This is a genomic window from Legionella parisiensis (genome assembly GCF_001467945.1).
GTDB lineage: Bacteria > Pseudomonadota > Gammaproteobacteria > Legionellales > Legionellaceae > Legionella > Legionella parisiensis.
The window spans coordinates 2,405,265-2,430,785 of sequence record NZ_LNYQ01000013.1 but is presented as its reverse complement, the minus strand read 5'-3'; the positions used below and the strand labels follow the sequence as shown (position 1 = coordinate 2,430,785).

The following is a 25,521-nucleotide window of genomic DNA, read 5'->3' as shown; positions in this document are numbered from 1 at the left end:
CCCTTGAATTTGGCAGGGTATCTCTGGCAAGATGCGTTAGTTTTGATTATCCAGTGAGGAATTATGAAAGTTCTCGTGGCAGTGAAGCGTGTAATCGACCCTTATGTCAAAATTCGGGTTAAATCGGACCATACCGGAGTTGAAACACATAATATTAAAATGGCAATGAATCCCTTTGATGAAATTGCTATAGAAGAAGCGTTACGTTTACGCGAAAAAAATTGGGCTACAGAGGTGGTAGCAGTCAGTATTGGTGGTGAGAGTTCTCAGGAAACTTTGAGACATGCTTTAGCCTTAGGGGCTGATAGAGCAATTTTGATTCGCACTCAAGACTCATTAGAAAGCCTCAATGTCGCAAAAATATTAAAAAAGATTATCGATGATGAAAATCCCAATTTAGTATTAATGGGTAAGCAAGCTATTGATGGTGATAATAACCAGACCCCCCAAATGTTGGCCTCTTTATTAAATTGGCCCCAGGCAACGTATGCTTCTAAAATCGAAGCAAGTGCAGACCACCTTCAGGTAACACGAGAAATTGATGGAGGGCTTGAAACAATTAAAGTACTCTTGCCAGCAGTAGTCAGCACGGATTTGCGCTTAAACGAACCACGATACGCTAGCCTTCCCAACATCATGAAAGCAAAAAAGAAACCTTTGGTTGACTTGGAGTTAGATAAACTGGGGTTGTCACTTAAAAAACACGTTGAGGTATTAAAAGTCACAGAACCTGATGCTCGCAGTGCTGGAGTGAAAGTTGAGTCAGTGTCTGCGTTATTGGATAAACTACAGCATGAAGCCAAAGTGCTTTGATAAAGGGGGACGTGATGAGCACTTTAGTACTCGTTGAACATGATAATCAAACATTACATCCATCTACACGTAATGTTCTGGCTGCAGCATTGGAACTGGGCGGCGAACCAACCTTACTCGTTATAGGGCATCAATGTAAAGCGGTAGCAGAACAAGCCGCAAGTCTTTCAGGAGTTCATGCGGTTTGGTGTATTGATAAACCGTGTTATGAACATCCATTGGCAGAGCAAATAAGTGATTTAGTTCTTTCGTTTGCTCAGTCATTTAAAGCTATATTAGTATCTGCAAGTACTTTTGGTAAAAATGTCGCACCTCGTGTTGCAGCACAGTTGGATGTAGCTCAGGTTTCTGATGTGAGTACGATTATCGATAAAGATACCTTCGAACATCCAATCTATGCAGGTAATGCTATAGAGACTGTACGAGTCCTTGATCCAATAAAGATTTTGACGATTAGAATAACGGCATTTAATCCAGTAACTACAAGTCAGGCTAGTTGTTGCATTGAACAAATCGATAAAGAATTTATTGCAAAAAGTAGTCAATTTGTTAGACATGAGCTAAGTAAGTCTGAACGTCCTGATCTAGGAAGCGCTAAAATTGTTGTTTCTGGAGGAAGGGGACTTCAAAGTGCCGAGAAGTTTAAGTTGATCGAAGAATTAGCTGATGTACTTGGTGCTGCTGTAGGAGCATCCCGTGCTGCTGTAGATGCCGGGTTCGTTCCTAACGATTATCAGGTGGGGCAAACCGGAAGGATAGTTGCACCAATGCTTTATATTGCTGTGGGAATTTCTGGAGCGGTACAGCATATGGCTGGGATGAAAGACTCTAAGATTATTGTTGCAATTAATAAGGATGAAGATGCCCCTATTTTTCAAATTGCTGACTATGGTTTGGTTGGTGATTTATTTGAACTCGTGCCACAGTTAATAGCACAATTAAAGAACCGTTAGAGGGAGAAAGTATGTTAGTAGGCGTTCCAAAAGAAATTAAACCTCAAGAAAATCGTGTAGGTCTTGTCCCTTCAAGTATCAGGGAAATTATACGAGTAGGCAGCTCTGCTATAGTAGAGAAGGGAGCTGGATTGGGAATTGGGATTTCTGATGATGATTATCGACATGCCGGAGCCGAGGTTGTTGATAGCGCGGATGAGGTATTTTCCAGAGCTGAACTTATTGTAAAAGTAAAAGAGCCGCAACCCATTGAGTGCAAACGTCTCCGTGAAGGTCAAACTTTATTTACTTATTTGCATTTGGCCCCAGATCCTCACCAAGCACGCATGCTTAAAGAGTCTGGAGTTACTGCTATAGCTTATGAAACAGTAACTGAAGATAATGGTGGTTTGCCCTTATTGGCTCCTATGTCACAAGTTGCTGGTCGTATGTCCATTCAGGCCGGAGCACATTGCTTAGAAATGGCCCAAGGTGGTAGCGGCGTTTTGCTCGGAGGTGTTCCTGGAGTAGCGGCGGCAAATGTCGTAGTGATTGGAGGCGGTGTAGTTGGTACTAATGCGGTACGTATGGCAATGGGTATGGAAGCTCGAGTGACAGTGCTCGATCGTTCCTTACAACGTTTAAACGAGTTGGATTTCCAATTTGGCTCTAAGATCAATACCGTTTATTCTACTGCAGATGCCATAGAGAGATATACTACTAGCGCTGACTTAGTGATTGGTGCGGTATTAGTGCCTGGGGCAGCAGCTCCCAAATTAATGACTCGTGCTATGCTTAAATCAATGCGGCCTGGCTCGGTACTGGTGGATGTAGCGATTGACCAAGGTGGATGTTTCGAAACAAGCCGACCCACAACACATCAAGAACCTACATATGTTGTCGATAATGTGGTGCATTATTGTGTTGCAAATATGCCGGGTGCTGTGCCAAGAACATCAACTTTTGCTTTGAATAATGCAACCCTGCCTTTTGTTTTAAGCATTGCAACTAAGGGTGTGAAGTTGGCTTTATTGAATGATAAACATTTACTTAATGGCTTAAACGTTCATCAGGGTAAAATCACCTTTGATGCAGTTGCTCGTGATTTAGAGTATGAGTATACCCCAGCAGCGATCGCATTGGCTGGTCGATAAAGTTTTATTATTGTCTGATTTTGCTCTATAAATTGTAGCCTGGGTTAAGGCGAAAGCCGTAACCCAGGACTTGAGACGTTCGCTCATTCTGCAATCTCGGGTTTCACCCAGGCTACGCTATAATTTCCATATTACACTAAATTTATTTATTAAAACCCAGATTCTCTTTCCAATGGCATGAGGTTGATATGAGAGTACTTATTTCCGGTGCAGGAGTAGCAGGGTTGAGCGTTGCATATTGGTTAAAACGATATGGTTTTACGATCACAATCGTTGAACGAGCCCCATCATTGCTTATTGGAGGTTATAAAATCGATGTACGAGGCGCAGCGCTACACGTTTTGCGAAGAATGGGTATTTATGAGACTGTTGTAGCAGCAAGCACCGATATGCAAGGGGCTATGCTGGTTGACAGGAATGGAAAAGTAATTCAGAAAATGAGTGGTGATGTGTTTGGTCATCGAGCTGGCGAGGATGTGGAAATTATTCGTGGCGCCTTGTGCCAGATTCTCATGGATCAGGTACTTGATGCAGATTTTATTTTTGGTGATTGGATTCAAGAGATAACTCAATTTTCTGATCATATAGAAGTTCTATTTCAATATAGTGAAGCACGAGAATTCGATCTGGTTATTGGCGCTGATGGGCTTCATTCAAATGTAAGGAAGCTTGTATTTGGTGAAGAATCACTTTTTTCTCAGGAGTTAGGTTTATATCTCTGCGTGTTTACTGTTCCCAATTATTTGAATTTGGATCGATTAGAGATGCAATACTCGGAGTTAGGCCGAGTTGCGTCAGTTTGGAGCGCTTCAGGAGAGCCGAATGCTAAAGCATGCTTTGGATTTATTGCTCCAGAAAAAGTCGATCTTCGTAATGTGGAACAACAGCAACAGGTGCTTAGAACCGTTTATGACGGGATTGGCTGGGAGATTCCTAAATTTCTGAAAATGATGTGCGACTCACCTGATTTTTATTTTGATGCAGCAGCCCAGATCCATATGGATCACTGGTCACAAGGCAGGGTAGTTTTGTTGGGAGATGCTGCTTATTGTGCTTCACCTATGTCAGGTCAGGGGAGTAGTTTAGCCATCATCGGTGCTTATATTCTTGCAGGGGAGCTGGGAGCATCAAAAGATAACTATCAGCTTGCGCTGCAAAATTATGAAAATCAAATGCGTCCTTTTGTTAAGCTCAATCAAGCATTAGGGATTAAGGCTGCCGAAGTAATGCGCTACAAAGAGAAGAGTACTTTATTTTCCTGGTTACTCTGTCAGCTTATGAAAATTGTACCAGGTTATTTAATCAAATTTTTTATTAATCGTTCGACACAGCGTATTAACAAAGCTGCTAATTCAATCAACCTTAAAGATTATTAGCTGGAAACATTGCGTGTATATAGTGTTTCATTTTACGCAATCTCAAATAACTCTGCCATCCTCAGCATGAGAGCCATTTTATATGGTAATGTGTTTAATTATGGATGGATTCATGCCTTCGCAGGAATGAAAATATCTGCATTCTGCTTCACGTGACGGGTATAGGTAAGGTGAAGCGGTAATCTGGGAAGATATGTTAGCACTTCCCAGTTCTTCTACGCTTGAGCTAGGCTACATTAATTTAAAACAAACTATCTTCGGTTATTGGAAGTTGTTGCTGATCATTAGTCGCATTAAAGACAGGAGTTGGATCTTCTTCTGCTGGAACTTCTTTATTCCGAAAATATTCGATGATGCCATTTGCCTGATTAGGACGTGCCAATAAACCACTATTGGGATCAATGCGAACTGCAACTACATCTTCAGGTTGTCTCATTTCACCTTCAGGTTTTCCTTTCAAAGCAACTTTCATAAAGTCGATCCATAAAGGCAAAGCGAGTCCCGCAGCATATTCGTGTAACGATTTAGGATTATCAAAACCTATCCACGCTGTTACAACGAGGTCAGGATTAAACCCGGCAAACCAGGCATCTACCTGATCATTAGTTGTACCAGTCTTACCTGCTATGTCTTGGCGATTAAGGGCGCGAGCTGCACGGGCAGTACCATGCTGAACAACATCTTTTAAAGCAGTATACATTAAAAAGTTAATGTCTTCGGGAATTACTCGCGGAGCTAGTGTTGAATGGTCCACATTGTTGTCGCAGTTATTACAGACAACGGTTGGTTTGGCTTGTAACAATATCTTGCCATCTGCATCAGTAATGTGATCAATGAGATAGGGTTCGATTTTATAACCACCATTTGCGAAAACAGCATAAGCAACTGTGAGGTCCATAGGGCTAATTGATAAACTGCCTAAAGCAAGGGACAAGCCTCTGGGTAGTGTTTTCTTATTAAATCCGAAACGAGCTAGGAAATCAATGGTATAATTGATACCAATGTCATCAAGGATACGTATGGACACTAAGTTTTTAGATTGGACCAAGGCTTGTTTTAACCGGGTTGGTCCATTGAATTTCAGATTCACATTGTGAGGACGCCATAAGTTGGGTTGACTTGGATCATCAACGACAATAGGCGCATCATTAATCAATGTTGCCAAAGTATAACCGTTGTTTAATGCCGCAGCATAGACAAAAGGTTTAAAACTGGATCCTGGTTGTCTGCTGGATTGAGTTGCCCGGTTAAATTTACTTTTTTGGAAATTAAATCCGCCAACGAGTACCTCTATGGCACCATTTTTAGGATTCAGTGCTACCATCGCTGACTCGGCTTCAGGGATTTGTGCCAATTCCCAATGATCTTTTATTGAATGGACATAAATAATATCTCCAACAGCAACAATTTGCATGGCTTTGGATGGAGATTTTCCTACCCAACCATTTTTAAGTGCAGGTCTTGCCCAAGATAAACCGGCCCAAGGGATAAGAATGGTTCGGCCGCTTTGCAATGTAACTGTTGCTTCTTTTTCCCGGACTTCGGTAACAACTGCTGGAAGAAGATGGTTAAGTTCCGGATATTTTTCTAGATTTTTTTGAATTGATTGTAAGGATTTGCTGTCTTTTTCACCAATTGTGGCAACAGGTCCTCGATAACCATGTCGGTGGTCATAAGAGATTAAGTTTTTTTCGACTACATCATTGGCTGTATTTTGCAATTTTCCATCAATAGTCGTGTAAACTTTATAGCCTTTAGTGTATGCGTCAGGGCCGAAATTATCGAATAAGGATTGACGAATCATTTCAGCAACATAAGGCGCTTTTACTTCAATAGCAGTGCCATGATACTTCGCAGTAATTGGTTGGTTTATTGCATTTTGATATTGCTCTTCACTGATATAATGCTCTTCCAGCAAGCGCTCTAATACATGGTCGCGCCGTTTTTTGGCCGCTAATGGGTTTGCAATGGGGTTTTGGGTTGAAGGTGCTTGAGGAAGGCCAGCAATCATTGCGAGTTCAGCTAGATTTAATTCTTTAAGCGACTTACCATAATAAACCATCGCTGCAGCACCAACGCCATAAGCACGATTACCTAAATAGATTCTGTTAAGATAGAGTTCGAGAATTTTTTCCTTACTCAATTCCCTATCTATTTTAATAGCAAGCATAATTTCATTAAATTTGCGTAAAAAGGTTTTTTTACGACTTAAGAAAAAATTACGCGCAACCTGCATGGTAATGGTACTACCACCTTGAGACTTTGTTCCAGTTTTAACCATACGAACTGCAGCACGTCCAAGGCCCAAAACATCCACACCAGGATGCTCAAAAAAGCGTTGATCCTCAGTTGCAATTAATGCATGAATCAGCATAGGGGGGATTTCATCATAAGTAACGGGAATTCGTTTTTTTTCGCCATATTCCTGAATAAGCAAGCCTTCTTTGCTGAAAATTTGTAAAGGTACTTGCAATTGTACTGTTTTCAACGAATCTACGTTGGGGAGTTGGCTTTCAACATAGAGGTAAAATAGACTACCTGCTACGATTAAAACAAAAAACAGGCTCATCAGCGCCCATAGACCTTTACGCCAGAAGTATGCCATTTTCATAGAGTCATAATGTTTTGAAATTTGGCGTGTATTATACAGTGATTTTTTGTTTAATTGCGAGTTTCGTGCAAAAAAGAGAGTAATTTTCTACTAATTTTTGGGTGCTTCATCGGGTTTTGCTGAGAAAACTCAATGAAACACTCAGTAAGTCATTTAATACCATGTACTAAATAGAGGATAATGCCTCTTTTTCTTTCATTCTATCATTGCCTTCTTTATGCTCTCGTCAATATCATCCACTTGGGGCAAACTTTGTGACGATGTAGATTGCTGTTGGAAAAATCGAGGGTTAGTTCCTGGAAGCATATTTAATGCAGCAAGACTTCCATAAAATGGGGTATAAACAGGGAAACGTCTGGCTGGGGTATCTTTAGCTTTTTGTAGTTCCGATTTAGTTTTTTCCAGTTCCTTAGAAGATTCCTCAATGGTTGCGAGTAGTGCTTTATTTTTTTCTTTTAATTCCAAAATCTGGGAGTCTGATTCTCCTTTTTCTTTCCCCCATAATAACTTTTGAGCCTCTAACTCAGCTTTTTGTTTTTCTTGTTCTAGTTTTTGGGCCTCTAACTCTGCTTTTTGCTTTTCTTGTTCTAGTTTTTGGGCCTCTAATTCAGCTTTTAGTTTTTCTTGTTCTAGTTTTTGGGCCTCTAATTCGGCTTTTTGTTTTTCTTGCTCTAATTTTTGAGCATTTTGTTCTCTTTCATCTACTTTTTTTAATTTTTCACATTGATTCTCTAGAAGAGTTTGTTGTTCCAGACAGATGTTTGTTGCAATCTCTTTGAGTTCCACATTCGAGTCTTCGGTAGTCATATGAAGTACAAAAAAAACTTCATCGATAAGCAATAGGCCTGAATTGCAATATTTACCACCCACAAGCCTATCGTTTAATAAACCATTGAACTCCTGAGTTTTGGCACTTTTGGAATTAATTAGCGTTACTGGATATTTGGAGCCTTTATATACATTTAACAATTGTCGAAAATCAATAAATAACTGGGTTAATTGTTCATGAAATGCTTGTAATTCTTTGGGTTCAAATGGAATTTTTCTTTCGTTTTGTTCTTTTAGATAACAAATTGCGCTCAAGATGAATGAAAGGAATTCCTTTCGAGCTTGATAGCCCCCTGTACACGCATTGATCTTTCCTTCTAGGTATGGAGCAAAATCGGTTTTTGTATCCTGAATTATTTCTACTGCGCGATCATGAGATTTTTTTTTGCGCATAGTAGGATCAAGTGCAGTAACAAATTTATCTTTAGTCGCGATATTATCTTGGATGTCATGATAACGTACTATAACTGTCGCCAATGCATAAACTAACTCTTCTAACCTAGTCATGAAAATCTCCTTTTCAATACATAAATGCGAAATCCCCTTACAAGTTGGTCTTTCACTATATGCAATGTTTTTGATAAGCGCAAGTTGTTGTGGAACTTAAGAGTAAAATGACAAAATGACATCATTATGGTAGTTTAATAAAGCAGAAATCATTGTAATTTTTTAAGAGGTTACGTTAACATCAACATACAATTCTCAAGGAGTTTTTTTGAATGCATGGAAGATTCAAAGGAATAACAAACGTGCTCAAATTGTTTCAGCCTAAGCATCGTTCAATTCTCGGAATAGATATTACATCGACAGCAGTTAAAATCTTGGAAATTTCAGGTCAGGAAGATACATTTGTTGTTGAAAATTATGGACGCGAAGTACTGCCAGCGAATGCAATGGATGGGAACACAATTAAGGATATTGATGCGGTTTCACAGTGCATTAAGAAAGTAATTGACCGCTTGCATACAGCATGTAAGCAAGCTGCTTTAGCTGTCCCTGACTCCTCAATAATCAGTAAAGTGATACAAATCAATGAGGGCTTAAATGATCAGGAGATGGAGGAGCTAATTGTTACAGAAGCTGATAAATATATTCCTTATCCAATAGATGAAATTAATCTTGATTTTGAAATTTTGGGGCATTCTGAAAAAAATCCGAGTATGTTAGATGTACTTATTGTTGCGTCGCGAGCAGAAAATGTGAATCAACGTGTTGAGACGGCGATTCACGCAGGTTTAGAGGCTGTAGTGATTGACGTAGAATCCTATGCTGTAGAGAGAGCTGCACAACAACTTGCTAAGGATTTACCCGCATCTGGACAAGATAAAACAATTGCTATCATTGATATTGGTGCCTGTTATACGCATTTAGTTGTATTGCAAGCTATGAAATTGGTTTATTCGAGAGAAGAAAAATTTGGCGGCAAGCAATTAATAGACTCGATTGCTGAGTATTATGACATGTCTTTGGAACAAGCCGCCCTTGCTAAAGACAATGGAGAATTACCTGCAGATTATGAGGAAAAAGTTTTAGAGCCTTTTAAAGAAAATATTTTATTGCAAATCAAACGTACTTTGCAGTTTTTTTATTCCACAAGCCAGGACGGAGATGTAGATCATATTTTGCTGTCTGGAGGCTTAGCCAAGCTGCCTGGGTTGATAGCTTTGGTTCAGGAGCGATTAGGAATGAGTACCACGATTGCCAATCCTTTTTCGTATATGATTCCTGGAAAAATGGTGAATTTGGACTCTATAAATCATGATGCTTCAACACTCATGGTAGCCTGTGGTCTGGCATTAAGGGATTTTAAGTGAGACTATATGACACAAATTAACCTTCTTCCTTGGCGAGAATTAAAGCGGGAGCAGGAAAAAAAGCTGTTTACAACGATGTTACTTGCGTGCATTGTGCTCGCAGCATTTATTGTATTTTTAATTAACTCGTATGCTTCAGGCTTGGTGAACAATCAAGTCACGCGGAATCAAATGCTTCAGAAAGAAATTAATACTATGGATGCGCAAATAAGAGAAATAAAAAATTTGCAAAAGGCTAGGGAAATGATGATTTCTAGAATGTCTATAGTTCAGCATTTACAATCCACACGAACATTAATGGTTCATTTATTTGATGAATTAATCAATATAACCCCATCGGGAATCTATTTAACTCAGGTAGAAGGGAAAAATGATGTCATTACCATTTTTGGTTATACTGAATCAAATACTTTTGTTTCCATATTAATGAGGAACATAGAAAATAATGACTGGCTTCATAATCCTCTGCTTAGTGAAATCAAGAAAGAAGATGATGAGAAAATGAAACAGCAGGCTGCTAATAATGAATTTAAATTAACTTTTGTGCTTGCCCCTCAGTTTCAGATCGGGATAATACTATGAATAACATTAACCTGAATGAATTAACTCTGGAAAATGTTGGGCAATGGCCAGTAGTGGTTAAAGTTTGCGTTCTTATGGGAGTGAGTATTTTAATTATTGCTCTGGGTTATTGGCTAATCATACAAGACAATTTTGCTCAATATAACAATCTAAAAGAGCAGGAGGCCACTTTAAAAGCAGATTTTGAACACAAGCAACGCCAATTATTTAATTTGCCAGCCTACCGCCTGCAACTGCAAATAATGATGGAGCGTTTTGCATTAATGCTCAAACAGCTTCCAGAAAAAAATCAGATGCCCGGTTTATTAGAAGATATTTCTAAAACAGGTGTGACATCAGGCCTAAGGTTTGAGTTATTTGCGCCACAACCGGAGGTAGTACATGATTTTTATGTTGAACGACCAATAAAAATTTCAGTAGTAGGAACTTATTTTCAATTGGCAATGTTTATAAGTCGGGTTGCCGAGATGAGCCGTATCGTAACCTTACATGACTTTAGTATTGCAGGGGTGTCCTCAAAAGATAATAAAGTGGTTTCAGAGGATGAATTGGTAATGAACATTACAGCTAAAATATATCGATATCGCACACAATGATAAACCGAAAACAAACAATTAGTTGTATCTGTTCATTGTCTTTATTGCTGGTCGCCTGTTCCGGTAATAATGATGATCTAGTGCGTTATATCAAGGAGGTAAAACAGAGAAAAACACGAGAGGTTGAACCAATCCCTTCCTTTGCGCCTTTACCTACTTTTAGATTTCCAGATAATGGCAACAGGCGTAATCCATTTAAGCCTATAACTCAAAAAAAGGAAGAGGTTGATATTAATGCCCCAGATAGAAATAGGCCGAAAGAGCCATTGGAAGCCTATCCTTTGGATGCTTTAAAATTTGTAGGCACTTTAATGCAAGGAAATGAAATATGGGCATTGGTAAAACTACCCAGCTCAGATATTACTCATGTGGGGATTGGTAATTATATGGGCCAGAATTATGGCCGTATCGTATCAATCAATAATAATTCAATTCAATTAATAGAAACAACACAAAAATCAGGAAAGTGGGAGAAACATAAAATCACGCTTGAATTATATACTGGGAAGTAGGAGCAAAAGTGCGGAGAATTGTTGCTTTATTCATTTTATTTAGTATGAGCTTGGGGATGGCTTTTGCCCAAAATAATCCTTTGTTATCAATTAAGGTAATTCCTTTACCACAAGGGAAGTTACGTGTGGATTTCGAGTTTGCGCAACCTGTTAAGCGAGAGCCTGCGAGCTTTGTGACCCAAAATCCGACGCGTATAGTCCTTGATTTTATTGACTCTAACCTGGAGTTACCATCCAAACAAAAAGCAAAAGAGATTAAAATAGGCTCTCTTGATAAATATGCTGTTGTTGCAGTGGGGAGCCGTGTTCGGGCCATCTTGGATTTAAACTATGCAGTACCTTATTTAGGCTCAGTTTCTGAAAATGTATATACTCTTATTTTGAATGGCAAAAATAATGAGTTATACCAACCTGCTAAAGAACTTCTACTCACCCATCGTCCAGTCAGAACAAGTTATGAGATCAATCATTTTGATTTTCGAGGAATTGAGCGGCAGGGTGGTCGAGCAATAGTGGATGTTTCCAGTACTACCGTCCCCATGGAAGTCGAACAGCATGGTAAAGAAATTTTAGTTAAATTTTTAAATACAAAAATTCCTCAGGAATTAAGGAAGCGTTTTGACGTTTCAGATTTCCGCAGCCCTGTGCAAATCGTTACTTTTCAGCAAAAAGGTAAAAATGCCCATATGAGATTAGCGGGTACTGGCGCTTTTGGCCAATACGTTTATCAGGTTAATAAGCAATTTATGATTGATGTATTTCCTTTGACTCCAGAAGAGGCGCAACAGGCCAAATTGAAAAAGAAGGTTTTTTCTGGAAGAAGACTTTCTTTAAATTTCCAAAATATCAGTATACGAGCTGTGCTGCAGTTGCTTGCTGATTTTACTGGGATGAACATTGTAGTGAGTGATAACGTTCAGGGTAATATTACTCTTAGGTTAAATAATATTCCCTGGGATCAAGCTCTGGATATTATTTTGACGACGCAGAAACTGGCTAAACACCAGACAGGGAATGTAATGTTAATCGATTATAAAGCTTCTTTTGATAAAATGGAGGCAGAGGAGCTTAAGAGCCAACGAGCTATTCAAAAGCTTGAGCCGGTACGTTCAGAGCTTATCCAGATCAACTATGCCAAAGCCACAGATCTTGCGATTTTGATTAAAGACAAACAAAACTCTCTTTTATCAGAGAAAGGTCGAGTAAGTGTTGATACGCGAACAAATACTATCTGGATTCAAGACAGTGGAACTCGGATAAATGAAGTCAGGGAGTTGATTAAACAGTTGGATGTACCCGTCAAACAGGTGCTTATAGAGGCACGTATTGTCGAAGTGACCAAAGATTTTGCTCAAGACCTCGGTATTCGTTGGGGTGTTTCCAGGCCGACTCATTTAAGTGGAACCTTGGCTGGTGCTAATCAGTTGGCACAAGGCGTTGCTCCGGCAAATGTCGTTCCATTTACAGACAGATTAAACCTGGATTTAGTCGCTGCTCCGGTGACGGGTGTACCTCCTGCTTCTGTAGGTATCGCATTAGCGCAGCTTGGAGATAATATTTTACTTGATCTTGAATTGTCTGCTTTAGAAAGCGAGGGCCTTGCTGAATTGATATCGAGTCCGAAGCTTATTACAGCAAATCAACAAGCTGCTGTAATTGAATCAGGGCAGGAAATTCCCTATCAGGAAGCGACTTCAAGTGGGGCGACAGCAGTAGCATTCAAAAAAGCGGTATTAAGTTTAAATGTAACGCCACAAATTACTCCTGATAGTAAGATACTTATGGAATTGAAAATTAATCAGGATAACGCATTACCAAACTTAACATTTAATGGAGTACCAGTAATTGCAACTAAAGAAATTAAGACGAATGTACTGGTTAGCAATGGACAAACTATAGTACTTGGTGGTATTTATCAGCAGGATAAGAGCAAAACCATTACCAGAGTACCTTTTTTCGGTCAGTTACCGGTAGTTGGGAACTTGTTTAAAAATACACAAATTGCTCTTAGAAATGATGAGTTACTGATTTTTATAACACCCAAAATAATCACAAACTCATTATCCATTACGACAATTGAAGGTAGGAAACCAATTCGTTTTGATGAAAAATAAGATTTATCATGATCTTGAGATGAACTGAGTTTAAGAGAGATGTTCCTGAGACGCTGGAGTTTGCTTCAGGGACTTCATCTCAGTTCGGACATTTTTGTTGCATCAAGAACTACAAATTTTTAGCGATGTTATAGTGCGATTCTACAGACTTATTTTTTAATGAAGTGATATAATAATAAATGATTAAGAGTAAATAGTTATAAAATATGCCCATTTTGTTGTAGAATAATGGGCGGGAATTTCTAACTGCGAAAAATACAGTTAGGATTGAGCCCCAATATCCTCGTTTTGGCAAATTACCATACTTTAGTCCAAGACTAAAATGGGAAGTTATTTTGGGCTCGATCTTTAATTAATGACATTTCAGTTAAAGAGGTATGTAATAAAAAATGAGCATAGTTAAAGTACGAAATATTTTTCTCATCGGACCCATGGGTGCAGGTAAAAGCACTATAGGTCGTGCTTTGGCAAAGGAGCTCAAGTTAGAATTTTTTGATTCGGATGAAGTAATTGAAGAACGTGCTGGTGCCGATATATCTTGGATTTTTGATATTGAGGGTGAGGAGGGTTTCAGACGCCGTGAACAAAAAGTTATTGAAGAATTAACTCAAAAGACCAATATTGTTTTGGCAACAGGTGGTGGTGTTGTAATCACCCCTGAAAACAGAAATGCTTTAGCAGGTCGTGGAACTGTAATTTATCTTAAAACTTCATTACAACAGCAATTCGAAAGAACCAAGCGAGATACCAAACGTCCGTTACTGCAGACAAATGATCTTGAAGGAAGATTGGAGCTATTGAGGGATGAGCGCGAGCCATTCTACAATGAGTTAGCTGATGTTAGTTTTGAGACAGATAAATTAACAGTCAAAGCGGTTGCAAATAATATAATAAAATATATTTATGGCGAACTTTGAGGTTTATGAACAGGTTGATGTCTCTTTAACCGAACATCAATATCCTATAATTATTTGTCGCAATGGTTTGCAAAATCTGGAATTTTTGCAAACTATCGTAACATCTTCGCAAATTCTAATTGTTACCAACCAGACTATAGCCCCTTTTTATTTAAAGTATGTGCAAGATGCTTTCTCTGAAATTCAATGTGATGTTTTGATTTTAGAAGATGGAGAGCACTATAAAAACCAGCAAAGTTTATTTGCTATTTATGATGCATTAATGCAAAACAAACATCATAGGGATACCACACTTATAGCTTTAGGTGGTGGTGTGATTGGCGATATGACTGGATTTGCAGCATCAACCTATCAACGTGGGGTAAAACTGGTTCAAATTCCCACAACTTTATTGGCACAAATCGATGCATCCATAGGTGGAAAAACTGGAATTAATCATGCTTTAGGTAAAAATATGATTGGCAGTTTTTATCAACCTCAAGCAGTGATTATTGATTTGAATACATTAAGCACCCTCCCAGAAAGAGAGTTTCGTGCCGGTTTGGCGGAAATGATAAAATATGCTTTGCTCGTTGGAGGCGAATTTTTCAAATTGCTAAGTGATGCAATCCAGCAGGGATTGACTGCTAAAAGTTTGCAGTTACCCCAGTTAATTGCTGAATGTTGCCGTATCAAAGCTCAGTTTGTTGAAACCGATGAAAAGGAAGCTGGGCAACGAGCCTTACTGAATCTTGGACATACTTTTGCTCATGCGCTGGAAACATACACTCATTATCAACAATGGTTACATGGTGAAGCAGTAGCGATAGGTTTATACTGTGCTGCAGTTTTGTCGCATAAAATGCATTTAGTTGATAAGCAATTGGTAGAACAAATAGAACAAATTCTGCGTTTCGCGGGTTTGCCACACAAAATTCCAAGAACTGTTAATTTGGAAAAACTAAAAAATTTAATGCAATCGGATAAAAAAATTAAAAATAACTGTTTACGCTTTGTGTTGATTAAAAAGCTCGGTGATTGTTATCTTGATGCCAGCGTAACAGAGGATTGTTTATATAATGCACTTGATGCGGCTGTAGAGGAGAATCAAAATGAAAGAGGGAATAATTCGGTCTGAGGTAGCGGCTGTAATTCAACCAAGAGTATTGTTTAAACCCGGATCCTGGCTCGCTAAGATTGATTTCATCAATCATTTAATTCTTTTTAACAACGTGCTTATTACGATTTTATCAGAGAAAGAGGGAGGTAAAACTTCCTTTGGAACATTGTTACAAAGTAATTTAGATCAACAAATCAAATCTGTTTCTATGACAGTGAAGGCTCCCTGCAATAGGGAAAGCATTATCCAGGAAATTGCACGCCAACTCCATCTGAATCATGATGAAAATACAGATATTAGCTTTTTAGTTGCACAGATTAATGAACGTAAGGCGCATGTCTTGCTCTTGATTGATGATGCACAACATTTACCTGAGTCTCTAATTAAAGAAGCAATGTTGGCAATAAAAAATCAAGAAAACTTTAGTTTCTTCCATCTTTGCCTCATATCGGACTATTCAATTGTTGCAACGCTTAATAATTTAGTCGCTTCGTTTTTCGATAATTTAGTTCATAGCATAGAATTAGGATCGCTGAATGAAAACGAAACAAGGACTTATGTGTTACAACGTGCCATGGCTGCACATTTGATCAGCAAACCATTAACTGATGCACAGTTTAAGCAGTTTTATCAACTTACGAAAGGAAAGCTTGCAACAATTAATAGTAACTTGGAGTCATTTATATTTAAGTGTGCTACCCAAAAGAAAAAAGAGCCACGAAAATTAATAAAAAAAATAGGTGTTGCAGCCAGCCTGGCTGTGATCGCAGGACTTATGAGTTTTTATTTTGCCAGAAACACTGAACTTTCATTCTTTTATCATTTAGTGACGGCTTCTGAAGTACTGGACAAAAGTACTGTACCTGGAGTGGTCAAGCAGCAAGTGCAGCCTGAAGTATTAGTGAGTCAAATTCCTTCTTGGGAAGACTCTTCAACACGACAATTGGTTTATGCTTCTTTGCCCAAAAAACAAATTTTGGATGACCTCAATGATGAGATGTCTAGTGATACTGTTGCAATTATTGATAAGGTCGTTGTGATTCCCAAATTACAAATGAAAAATTTAGCGGAGCAAGAACCTAGAATTCCTGAGTCTGAGTTTAAACGGGAAAGCCCAGAATCTGATCTGACACGGGAATCAAAAACTGTCGAGATCCCAACGGCAAAACAAAGTGAAAAAGAGCAATCATCCTCAAATGCAAGTAAGCCTCTTTATACCATACAGGTTGCTGCGAGCCATAATAAAAATGATATAGAGCGTTTTCAACAAAATAATCATTTACTCACTCAAAATGCCAAAATAAGACATTTCGCTAATTCAAAAGGTGTTTGGTACATACTGACTGTCGGGGAATTTGAAAGTAGGGCTGAGGCACAGCGTAATGTGACTAAGTTACCACCAGCTTTAGTTAAGTTACATCCTTGGGTCAGGCCAGTATCCAATCTAAGCTAAATCGTTCTGGGCTTGATTAGCCAATCATAAGAGCGAAGCTGAGTTTAGCGCAGCGGAACTCAGGGTGTTTTAATTTCCAAATTTCCCGAGTTTCGCCGCGCTGCAAACAGGCTACGTTATACCCAACGCTAAATGTCAGTATTTAATGACAGAGTTATTTGCTCAATACGTTCTTCAGCAGCTGCGTAAACTTGCTTAAAAAGATCAAAAAAATCAGGAAAAGAAAGTTTTTCCAAAGAATGAGCTGTCACTCCGTTAGGAGTACTAACACCTGCTCTTAATTGAGCAAAAGAACGTCCTGATTTTTTAGCTAATTCTGCAGCACCGAAAACAGATTCCAGGGCAATTCTTTCGGAGAGCTCTTCTGGAATGCCTCTACTGACTGCTGCTTTTTGCAATGCCTCAAGAAACAGAAAGACATACGCTGGTGCACAACCAATAGGGGCTGTAAGTGTATCAAGGATGGATTCCTTCTCAACCCAAAATGTGTAACCTACGTCATTAAAAAGGCTCTCAACTAATAATTTATGCTCCGATGTTGCAGAAGAATTAGCAAATAAAGCAGATGTACCTTTGCAAAATTCAGTTGGGGTATTGGTCATAACACGAATAATTCCTAAGTCTTTCTTGTCGAGCCAACGAGTTATGTTCTCAATATCTATTGCACCCACTAAAGAAATAAAAACAGGTTGTTTTTGTTGCATGGGTGGGCTAATTTCTTGACAGACATTTTGCATAAACTGAGGTTTTACAGCAAGAATAAGGATATCAGCGTTCATGACGGCCTGAGTATTGTTTTTTGCTGACAGTACCCCTAGTTCTTTAGCCAAGCGCTCTGATTTACTGGGATCCCGATTGCTAAATATTATGGAGTTTGCAGGATGTCCACTTTTAATCAGGCCACGTGCTACAGCACTTCCTAAATGGCCTGCACCGATAATTGAAATGGTCTTGTTTTTAAACATATTGTCCTATATTTTTAATTTATATAAAAATACCAAGATGCATGGGTTGATGTCAAGAATGGATCTAGATAAAGTATATGCAAAGTAACTATTTTACATTGAATATCTTATATATCCTGTTACACTAAAAAATTAAAAAGGATTTAATACTCTATATCTGTCATGCCTGCTTTGCGCGAACGGATTTTGATAAAGTCAGTTGGGCATATCAATTGATCAATTATTTATTATGGACAAAGAATAGTAATGATGGAAACAGTTCAGACGCGAGAAAAAATCCGCGTAAAATGGCGTGATATAAATGGTTGGAACTATTATTTTCTATTGAAGTTTGCTCTTTTATGGAGTGGATATTTAAATTTTCATCCTTTTATTAATCTAGTATTTTTGGCTTTTTTATTATTCCCTTTACCATCATTATTTCTTCATCGCTGCCGTAATTGGATAGCTTTTCCAATAGGTATCGCTCTTTTATATCACGATACATGGTTACCTGGTTTAAGTTCAATTATGAGTCAGGGTACAAATCTTTTTGCATTCAGTTCTAATTATCTTCTTGAACTATTAAATCGTTTTATTAATTGGCAATTGATAGGTATGGCTTTTATTCTCTTAGTCGCGTACTTATTTCTTTCGCAATGGATTCGCATTACTACGTTTACAGTAATTGCTTTAATTTGGTTAAATATTCTCACTTTAACAGGACCAGCTATTAATTTTTTACCGATAGAAAGCAAGACTGCAACGACTAATGGGCAAGCTGCTGCAGAGACTAAAGTAAGCGGATCAGTCGAGCTAAACAGTAATTTGCCGCCTACCAACGATAATCTAAATACATACTTGAACCAATTTTATGAGCAGCAAAAAGGACTACATACTGTTTTTCCAAGCGCTATTTCTGCTGATGATCAGCCTTTTGATGTCCTATTTATTCAGATATGCTCTCTTGCCTGGTCAGATATCGATGCAGTGCATTTGAGAGATCATCCTCTATGGAGTAAATTTGATATTCTCTTTAACCAATTCAATACGGCTGCTTCATATAGCGGCCCTGCTGCAATACGTTTATTACGTGCAAGCTGTGGCCAAACTTCCCATGCTGGTCTTTATAAGCCTGTAGCCCAAAATTGTTATATTTTGGATAACTTAGCTAAGCTTGGTTTTTCTCCTGAGATGATGCTTGACCACGAAGGTGAGTTTGGTAATTTTCTCAAAGAGATAAAAGAATATGGTGGTTTAGAGGACGTACCTTTAATGTCGCGAGCGGGCATACGCCCTGATCTTGTTTCATTTGATGGAAAATTGCTTTCGGATGATGGTCAATTATTGGATAAATGGCTTAAGCAACAGATTGATTCAAGTAAGAAACGCAATGTTACCTACTATAATGAAATTTCGCTTCATGATGGTAATACATTTATTGGTGAAAATACGCCTGCGCCCTACGGGGCGAGGGCAAAGAAACTTTTAGATCAAACGATGAATTTCTTTACCGCATTGGAAAATTCAGGACGTAAAGCAGTTGTAGTTTTTATCCCGGAACATGGGGCTAATCTTGTTGGGGATAAATTACAAATGCCAGGTTTACGTGACATTCCTAGCCCAGGCATTACACATGTCCCTGTTGGAATTAAATTTATTGGTTTGAAAGCAAAACCTACTCAAATACAAATAAATGAACCAAGCAGTTATTTGGCTATTTCAGAGTTAATTGCGCGTTTAGTCGATGGAAAGATATTTACTCAGGAAAATGTAAGTTTAGAAACACTGACCAAAAATTTACCTCAAACCCCGTTGGTTGCATCAAATGAAGGTGTTACTGTGATGAAATATCAAGATAAATTTTATATTTTATTGAAAGGTGACAATAACTGGGTACCTTATCCTCAATAATGTCTAAGCGTAACAATTGTCTTGAATTCTATTTAAAGACCGTTGTTACGCTTTTGACTTCGTATAGCAAGGAAGCTTTAGGCTAATATTTTCCTTAAGCACTTTAATTCTCCTCAATTAGGATCCGATGAGGGTTTTTACTGTTTTGTTTTGAAAACTTTCTCTTTTTGCTGAACTAAGACATCTAATACTAACCATTAAATCAGGATAGTAAGTTGTGTATCAAATCAATACATCTCTCCACAGGATTATTTTTCTATTACAGGCTTAACCAATTCAAGTTTTTTATGAATCTGATACAGCACATGCGTTTGCTCGTTAAATACAACATAAGATTAGTTATTATCTAAAATTAGAATAAGGTACTAATGGAACGATTGGCATGTTCATATCTCCTTGCCAGCCCTCCAATGAGTAGCGAAGGAAAAGAGCCGCGTGACTTGGGGTATAGTCTGTTGATTGTTGGATATCTAACCATCCTCCAATAACAAAATGTGAACCAAGTCGACGTTCTATCAGTGCAAGTATAGAATAACCATAGCCTGTGCCAGGTCCACCCGGTTGAATGAAGTTTTGCGAAGGATCAAAATTTGGAATCAGGTTGGGTAAGGGATAACCAACCAAGTCTTTGGTTGTGTCACGTGAATAGGTTATCGAACCGCCCAATTCATAAGACCAGTTTGCAGTACGCCGGCGGTAATTTATCGGGAGTGAAAATGATACATAAAAATTAGGGCTAAAGTACCCACCTTGTCCAAGAGTATATCCAAATAGATTCTTTTCATAGTGCCAGATCATATTTGTGACTCCAATGGAAAGACGACGGTTCTCTTCATTAATGATTTTGTAATAATAACCATCTAATAAGAGAATACGTTTATTAGAGAGCACGTTTTTCCCAGTTAGCTTACTGCCAATAATATTAGCCCAGACCCCATGAGCTTCGCCGCGATCGTAACTCAGTGACAAAGTAAGGCCTGTAGCAACTACTCCTCCCCACACGACTCCCGTATTGGGATCAGCTGTACCCGAAAAAGAAAGTAAGGAGTTCGTCATAGGGCGTTGGGATGCTGTGATTGTCCAGCCCACATGTCGTATTTCACCGTTGTAATTGATGCCGCCAATCCAATTTTTTACAGGAAATCCTATAGGCGTTTGTCCAATGTCAAAACCCCAGAGTTGATTTTGCCAGCCTCCATCCCAGCCAATACCTTTTGTCGCCTGTTTGATACCTGTTGTACAGCCATTGATAGCACAAGTACCAAATTCATCATCATAAACCCCATCAATTTGAGAAAAGCTTCCTGCTCCTAAATTGATTTTATCCGTTCTAAAAAATGCACGACCGTTCGAGTATGCCCAATCTGCTTGCGCTATAGTATCTTCAGCACGCAGGTCAGAAATTCCGGCTGTACCCGGCAACCGCCAGTAATCTTCATCCACAGTAAATCGTGTTTCTTGTTGCCGATAAAGTAGGGCTGATTCAGAACGAATGCTGCGTTTAAGCCAATCATCTTCTATATGGTTTCGTGTTAACCAGGTATAGAAATCGTTGCTTGTAGGCCATAGTGAAGTAATAGTGCTTTGAACCATTGCCTTTTTGTAATCTTCCCGAGCTAATTTGGGCAAGCGAAGTTGTGTTTCCAAACGGGCAGCATCGCGAAATATAAGTGCACTATCCTGACTAGGTGCCGTATTAATACTTTGTTGTTTAAGATGGTTGAATATAGTTAATGCTTTTTGAGAGTTTCCTACAGCATTCCAGGCATTCGCTAACCTTCTTTGCATGTTAAGATTAAAATCCAATTGGAGCTGTTGCTGCTGTTGCAGCAACTGATACGCCTCTTTCTTCTTTCCCAAAGCGATGAGTGATTCTATAACTCCAATATTTGCATCAGCATTGAGAGGTTCATGAGTTTTCACATCTTGATAATAATTCAATGCGCTTGCAAATTCACCATCGAGCAAAGCCCAATCTCCTAAAGTGAGTTTGATAGGTGTGGTCTGGGTTTGACGCATTAAATAAGCTACTGCGCCTTGTTTATCGCCACTATCACGTAATTGTTGAGCGTGTTCTAAAATCAATTCCGTGGTCAGGCGTTCGGCCAATTGTCGCATGCCTTCATTCCACTGTTTTTGTGGTAAAGTATGAAGATGGTTCAGCGCTTGTTGTAACTGATCAATACTCGATAAAAAAAGTGCATAAGCATATACTTGAATTGGATTTTTTCGTTGTTTCGCTATCAACTGCTTAAATAAATCATGTGCTTTTTTGAGTTCGCCTTCATGATTCAATGCTAAGGCGAAATGATAAGTTAACCAAACATTATCCGGGTCAATTTTTAGTGCTTGCCTGTACTTTTCTATTGCTTCTTTCCATTTGTTTTCTTTTTCGAGACGTTCCGCCTTCTCTTGTAATAAAGCGCTTTCCAAACTAAGTTGAGCATCTTTAAATTTGCTTTTTAAATCTTCTGGCAAACTATTTAGGTAATTTAAGGCCTTTTGTAATGATTCACGTTTGTAAATGCCAACAAGGCCAAAGACTGCAGTACCCTTTCCAGGACTAATGACCAACGCGTGTTTAAATGCTTGTTCCGCATTAATGAAATTTTTGCGGGCAAATGCTACTTCGCCTATACCAACCCAAGCATCATAATTCCTGTTATCTAAAAGTAGGGCTTGCTGATATTGCTTTTGTGCCGAATCGATATGACCAGCTTGAAATGAGGCTTCACCACGGGACACCCATAATTCTGCAAGCCTCTCTTTGAGAGCATAAGACCAATTATCCTGATTATTGTTATTCGAATACACTTTATGTGCGTTTAAAAAATTATAAAGTTGTTGCAAATGGTTAAATGCATTTTGACGTTGAGCGGGGATTCTTGAGACGATACGCCAATATTCAGTACTTAATTCGGGCGTGGGAAAAATCCCATGAAAAAGAGCATCATATTGAGCTTTAGCCTTATCCAGATGTCCAGACATTGCCATTATTCTTGCTTGTTGCAATTTTAGTCTTGTTTCGGGCTGTGTAAGGAGTAAACTCATTTTAGCTTGCTTGTATTCAACTGAATCGGGGGCTTTTTGTTTTAATTCCTCAACTAGTTCTTCTGCTAGAATCAGGTTCTTTTGGCGTATCGCAAGTCTGATGCGTGCTGCAAGAACCTCTGGATCATTAGGGGCGATCAATTGCAAACGGTCAAGAGAGTTTTTTACAAAATCATCTCTATAATAGGTCTCACCCCAAATCACCTGATCCAATAAAATCTGTTTTGGATTGATCTCAATAGCATAAACTTTTAACGTTATTAAGCTAAACAATAATAAACTGAATCTGGCTCTGAACATTAACTAATCCAATTATTCTGTCGAACTATTTCTTTGGAGCTTTCAACTCCAGGTTGATCGAATGAATTTATATTCCAAATTACACCTTGGACAAAAATTTTATGCTCGTATAAAGAAATTAGTGAACCAAGAGTTTTTGGTGAGCATTCCGTTAAAGAAAGGAGATTGACAGGCATTTCGCCGACAATGTAACTGTGAGGATTCTCTCCGTGATTTCCACCTTTCGTTAATACTTCTTTGTGGGCACGACATATTTTATTAATTAACTTACCATCGAAATTTTCAACGCAAATTAAATCAGCTGCTATTTTATGTGTTCCTTGACACAAAAGCTGGTAGTAACTGTGTTGCGCATGATTGCCTAAACCACCCCATATTATGGGGCCTGTCGCATAATCAACTGTGCGACCTTGTCTGTTTATCGACTTACCATTACTTTCCATATCGAGTTGCTGAAGATAGGGAACAAAATACTGTAAGTCTTGAGAGTAAGTCATGACCAGCAAGTTATTAATGTTTAAAAAATTAATGTTCCATATACCTAATAATGCCATAAGAATGGGTAAATTTTTTGCAAAAGGCTCAGTGCAAAAATGCATATCCATTTGATATGCTCCAGCAAGGATTTCTGAAAAATGTTCGAAACCAATGGCGATACAGGAAATCAAATTAATAGCTGAGCAGAAGGAATAACGCCCTCCAACCCATTCCCATATTGGAAGAATGGTTTTAAAACCCATTTCTTGAGCCTTTTGAACATTTGCAGTGACAGCAATAAAATGTTGATTGAAATGTTGTTCCTGATTTAGCCAAGAAAAAGCTTTTTGATAATGAGATAAGGTTTCTGGTGTGGTAAATGACTTCGAGGAAATAATAAACAAGGTAGTTTCTGGGTTTAGTTTTGCAGTAGCACGTGCGAACGCATTTGGATCAATATCGGAAATAAAGTGAAATCCTAACTGGTCTGTTACTAAGTCAGCTAATGCATTAAGACAAAAAAAAGGACCCAGCATAGAGCCGCCAATTCCTATATTCACTACATCAGTAATGGGTTTTCCAGAATAACCTAGCCACTCTCCATTTCTGATTTTTGTAGAAATGAGTTTCATCGTATTTCGTACTTGAACTATCTCGGGAATAATATTATGTCCATTAATCAATATGACTTTATTTTCTGGGGCACGAAGTGCTGTATGCAATGCGGGTCTATTTTCTGTATGGTTAATTGGCTTTCCAACCATCATGGCATTGATATGTTCAAGCAGATCACACTCATGAGCAAGTTCAAGAAGTGAATCTAGAATATGGGTATTAATATGTTGTTCACTGTAATCCAGAGTAATGTTGTCGCTGGATACATAATAATTTTTAGTTTCAGAACTTGGGCTTATGTATGTTTTTGCGTATTTTTCGAGTTTTTTCCATGAATTCATTTTTGTTAGTTGTTCCATAATACATTCCTAATTAAATTATCTAGGATCTTTTTATATTGCTACTGTCTTGGCCAAAATGGCCTGCTTTTCTGCGCTGCGATGCTCATACTCCATGTAGTTGCACTTCGGTACTGAAAATCGGGGCCATTTTTGACACAAGCCAGCGAATGTAAACAGATCCTAAGCTAAAAGCCATTTAGTAAAATTTTCTCCCTCAGTGGGATGTTTCTTGCCTAAATCTACATTTGCTTTAAGAAAACCAAGAACACTTCCGCAATCATAGCGTTTCCCTTCATAGGGAAGTGCTAAAACTGTCTCCTCTTTTACTAACCCATTAATGGCATCAGTTAATTGAATTTCTTTATGTTTCTCTTGGGGTATTTTTTTAATTTGCTTAAAAATGCTTGGGGTCAGGATATAGCGACCTACAATGGCAATATTTGATGCAGCAAGATGAGGTTTGGGTTTTTCCACCAAATGATGAATGCTCAAAAGGCTTTTATCCCAAGGTGCACCTTGAATAATTCCATAACACTCTGTAAGTTCTTGAGGAATATTTTCTACTGCAACAATGCTGTAGCCATATTGCTCATACATTTGGATTAGTTGTTGGATAACTGGTGTTGTACTTGTCATTAAATCATCAGCAAGAATTACAGCAAATGGTTCATTGCAAATGATTTGTTCCACACATAAAACTGCATGTCCTAGCCCCAGGGGCAGGGACTGACGCACATAAAAACATTCCATGTCCGCAGGTGTTACTGATTGAACTATAGATAAAAGTTCGTTTTTATCATGTACGATCAGTTCGTTCTCGAGTTGGTAGGCAAGATCAAAATGATCTTCAATAGCGCGTTTATTATGGCAAGTGACAAAGATCATTTGGCGTATGCCGGCAGCATAGGCCTCTTCAACTGCATACTGAATTAAAGGTTTGTTTACCACAGTTAACATTTCTTTGGGAGCCGCTTTTGTTGCGGGCAAGAACCGCGTCCCAAGACCGGCAACAGGAAATACTGCCTTACGTATTGGTGGAAATGATGGATTCATTGTTAATCTATCCATTTAGTAACAA

The 25,521-nt window shown here is 38.5% G+C and carries 19 protein-coding genes; 13 read left to right on the top strand and 6 right to left on the bottom strand.

Features of this window, described 5'->3' with window-relative positions:
• Positions 1-63: 63 nt before the first annotated feature.
• The 4 genes from Lpar_RS16840 (at position 64) to Lpar_RS16825 (ending at position 4,275) form a co-directional block, all read left to right on the top strand.
• A complete protein-coding gene (locus Lpar_RS16840) occupies positions 64-813 on the top strand; it encodes an electron transfer flavoprotein subunit beta/FixA family protein (protein ID WP_058518923.1) in 750 nt (249 codons plus the stop codon).
• Between the two features lie 14 nt (positions 814-827).
• On the top strand, positions 828-1,766 hold the full coding sequence (locus tag Lpar_RS16835) for an electron transfer flavoprotein subunit alpha/FixB family protein (RefSeq protein WP_058518922.1): 939 nt from the start codon (positions 828-830) through the stop codon (positions 1,764-1,766).
• 11 nt (positions 1,767-1,777) lie between these two features.
• Positions 1,778-2,899, top strand: coding sequence for an alanine dehydrogenase (ald, locus tag Lpar_RS16830; protein ID WP_058518921.1), 1,122 nt, complete (start codon positions 1,778-1,780; stop codon positions 2,897-2,899).
• Positions 2,900-3,087: 188 nt separating this feature from the next.
• Positions 3,088-4,275 (top strand): FAD-dependent monooxygenase, encoded by a 1,188-nt coding sequence (locus tag Lpar_RS16825; RefSeq protein WP_058518920.1) that lies wholly within the window; start codon positions 3,088-3,090, stop codon positions 4,273-4,275.
• A 241-nt stretch (positions 4,276-4,516) separates the two neighbouring features.
• Here Lpar_RS16825 and Lpar_RS16820 read toward each other — a convergent pair whose 3' ends face one another.
• Positions 4,517-6,886 carry a penicillin-binding protein 1A gene (locus Lpar_RS16820; RefSeq protein WP_058518919.1) on the bottom strand — a complete coding sequence of 790 codons (2,370 nt, stop codon included), beginning with the start codon at positions 6,884-6,886 and terminating at the stop codon, positions 4,517-4,519.
• A gap of 195 nt (positions 6,887-7,081) precedes the next feature.
• The gene (locus tag Lpar_RS16815) at positions 7,082-8,221 is read right to left on the bottom strand and encodes a DUF874 family protein (RefSeq protein WP_058518918.1); all 1,140 of its coding nucleotides are present in this window, start codon (positions 8,219-8,221) and stop codon (positions 7,082-7,084) included.
• A 242-nt stretch (positions 8,222-8,463) separates the two neighbouring features.
• Between Lpar_RS16815 and Lpar_RS16810 the strand changes: the two genes are divergently transcribed.
• From Lpar_RS16810 to Lpar_RS16775, 8 genes are all read left to right on the top strand, one after another.
• The gene (locus Lpar_RS16810) at positions 8,464-9,528 is read left to right on the top strand and encodes a type IV pilus assembly protein PilM (RefSeq protein WP_058519311.1); all 1,065 of its coding nucleotides are present in this window, start codon (positions 8,464-8,466) and stop codon (positions 9,526-9,528) included.
• A gap of 6 nt (positions 9,529-9,534) precedes the next feature.
• Entirely contained in the window at positions 9,535-10,110 is a 576-nt protein-coding gene (locus Lpar_RS16805) for a PilN domain-containing protein (RefSeq protein WP_058518917.1), read from the top strand.
• Positions 10,107-10,706 (top strand): type IV pilus inner membrane component PilO, encoded by a 600-nt coding sequence (locus Lpar_RS16800; RefSeq protein WP_058518916.1) that lies wholly within the window; start codon positions 10,107-10,109, stop codon positions 10,704-10,706. Before Lpar_RS16805 ends, Lpar_RS16800 begins: the two co-directional genes overlap by 4 nt.
• Positions 10,703-11,218 carry a pilus assembly protein PilP gene (locus tag Lpar_RS16795; protein WP_058518915.1) on the top strand — a complete coding sequence of 172 codons (516 nt, stop codon included), beginning with the start codon at positions 10,703-10,705 and terminating at the stop codon, positions 11,216-11,218. The genes Lpar_RS16800 and Lpar_RS16795 overlap by 4 nt, the downstream gene beginning before the upstream one ends.
• An 8-nt stretch (positions 11,219-11,226) precedes the next feature.
• On the top strand, positions 11,227-13,332 hold the full coding sequence (locus tag Lpar_RS16790; protein ID WP_058518914.1) for a type IV pilus secretin PilQ: 2,106 nt from the start codon (positions 11,227-11,229) through the stop codon (positions 13,330-13,332).
• A 389-nt stretch (positions 13,333-13,721) separates the two neighbouring features.
• On the top strand, positions 13,722-14,249 hold the full coding sequence (aroK, locus tag Lpar_RS16785; protein ID WP_010653139.1) for a shikimate kinase AroK: 528 nt from the start codon (positions 13,722-13,724) through the stop codon (positions 14,247-14,249).
• Positions 14,236-15,366 (top strand): 3-dehydroquinate synthase, encoded by a 1,131-nt coding sequence (gene aroB, locus Lpar_RS16780; protein ID WP_058518913.1) that lies wholly within the window; start codon positions 14,236-14,238, stop codon positions 15,364-15,366. The genes aroK and aroB overlap by 14 nt, the downstream gene beginning before the upstream one ends.
• Entirely contained in the window at positions 15,341-16,801 is a 1,461-nt protein-coding gene (locus tag Lpar_RS16775; RefSeq protein WP_058518912.1) for an SPOR domain-containing protein, read from the top strand. Before aroB ends, Lpar_RS16775 begins: the two co-directional genes overlap by 26 nt.
• A 128-nt stretch (positions 16,802-16,929) precedes the next feature.
• Here Lpar_RS16775 and proC read toward each other — a convergent pair whose 3' ends face one another.
• Positions 16,930-17,766 carry a pyrroline-5-carboxylate reductase gene (gene proC, locus Lpar_RS16770; protein ID WP_058518911.1) on the bottom strand — a complete coding sequence of 279 codons (837 nt, stop codon included), beginning with the start codon at positions 17,764-17,766 and terminating at the stop codon, positions 16,930-16,932.
• 246 nt (positions 17,767-18,012) lie between these two features.
• Between proC and bcsG the strand changes: the two genes are divergently transcribed.
• Entirely contained in the window at positions 18,013-19,659 is a 1,647-nt protein-coding gene (gene bcsG, locus Lpar_RS16765) for a cellulose biosynthesis protein BcsG (RefSeq protein WP_058518910.1), read from the top strand.
• 342 nt (positions 19,660-20,001) lie between these two features.
• Here the strand turns inward: bcsG and bcsC are convergent, their stop codons facing one another.
• The 3 genes from bcsC to galU all read right to left on the bottom strand — a co-directional run bounded on the left by bcsC (position 20,002) and on the right by galU (position 25,496).
• Entirely contained in the window at positions 20,002-23,010 is a 3,009-nt protein-coding gene (gene bcsC / locus Lpar_RS16760; protein ID WP_058518909.1) for a cellulose synthase complex outer membrane protein BcsC, read from the bottom strand.
• On the bottom strand, positions 23,010-24,461 hold the full coding sequence (pgi, locus tag Lpar_RS16755) for a glucose-6-phosphate isomerase (RefSeq protein ID WP_058518908.1): 1,452 nt from the start codon (positions 24,459-24,461) through the stop codon (positions 23,010-23,012). The genes bcsC and pgi overlap by 1 nt, the downstream gene beginning before the upstream one ends.
• 162 nt (positions 24,462-24,623) lie before the next feature.
• Positions 24,624-25,496 (bottom strand): UTP--glucose-1-phosphate uridylyltransferase GalU, encoded by an 873-nt coding sequence (gene galU / locus Lpar_RS16750; RefSeq protein ID WP_058518907.1) that lies wholly within the window; start codon positions 25,494-25,496, stop codon positions 24,624-24,626.
• Positions 25,497-25,521: the final 25 nt, after the last annotated feature.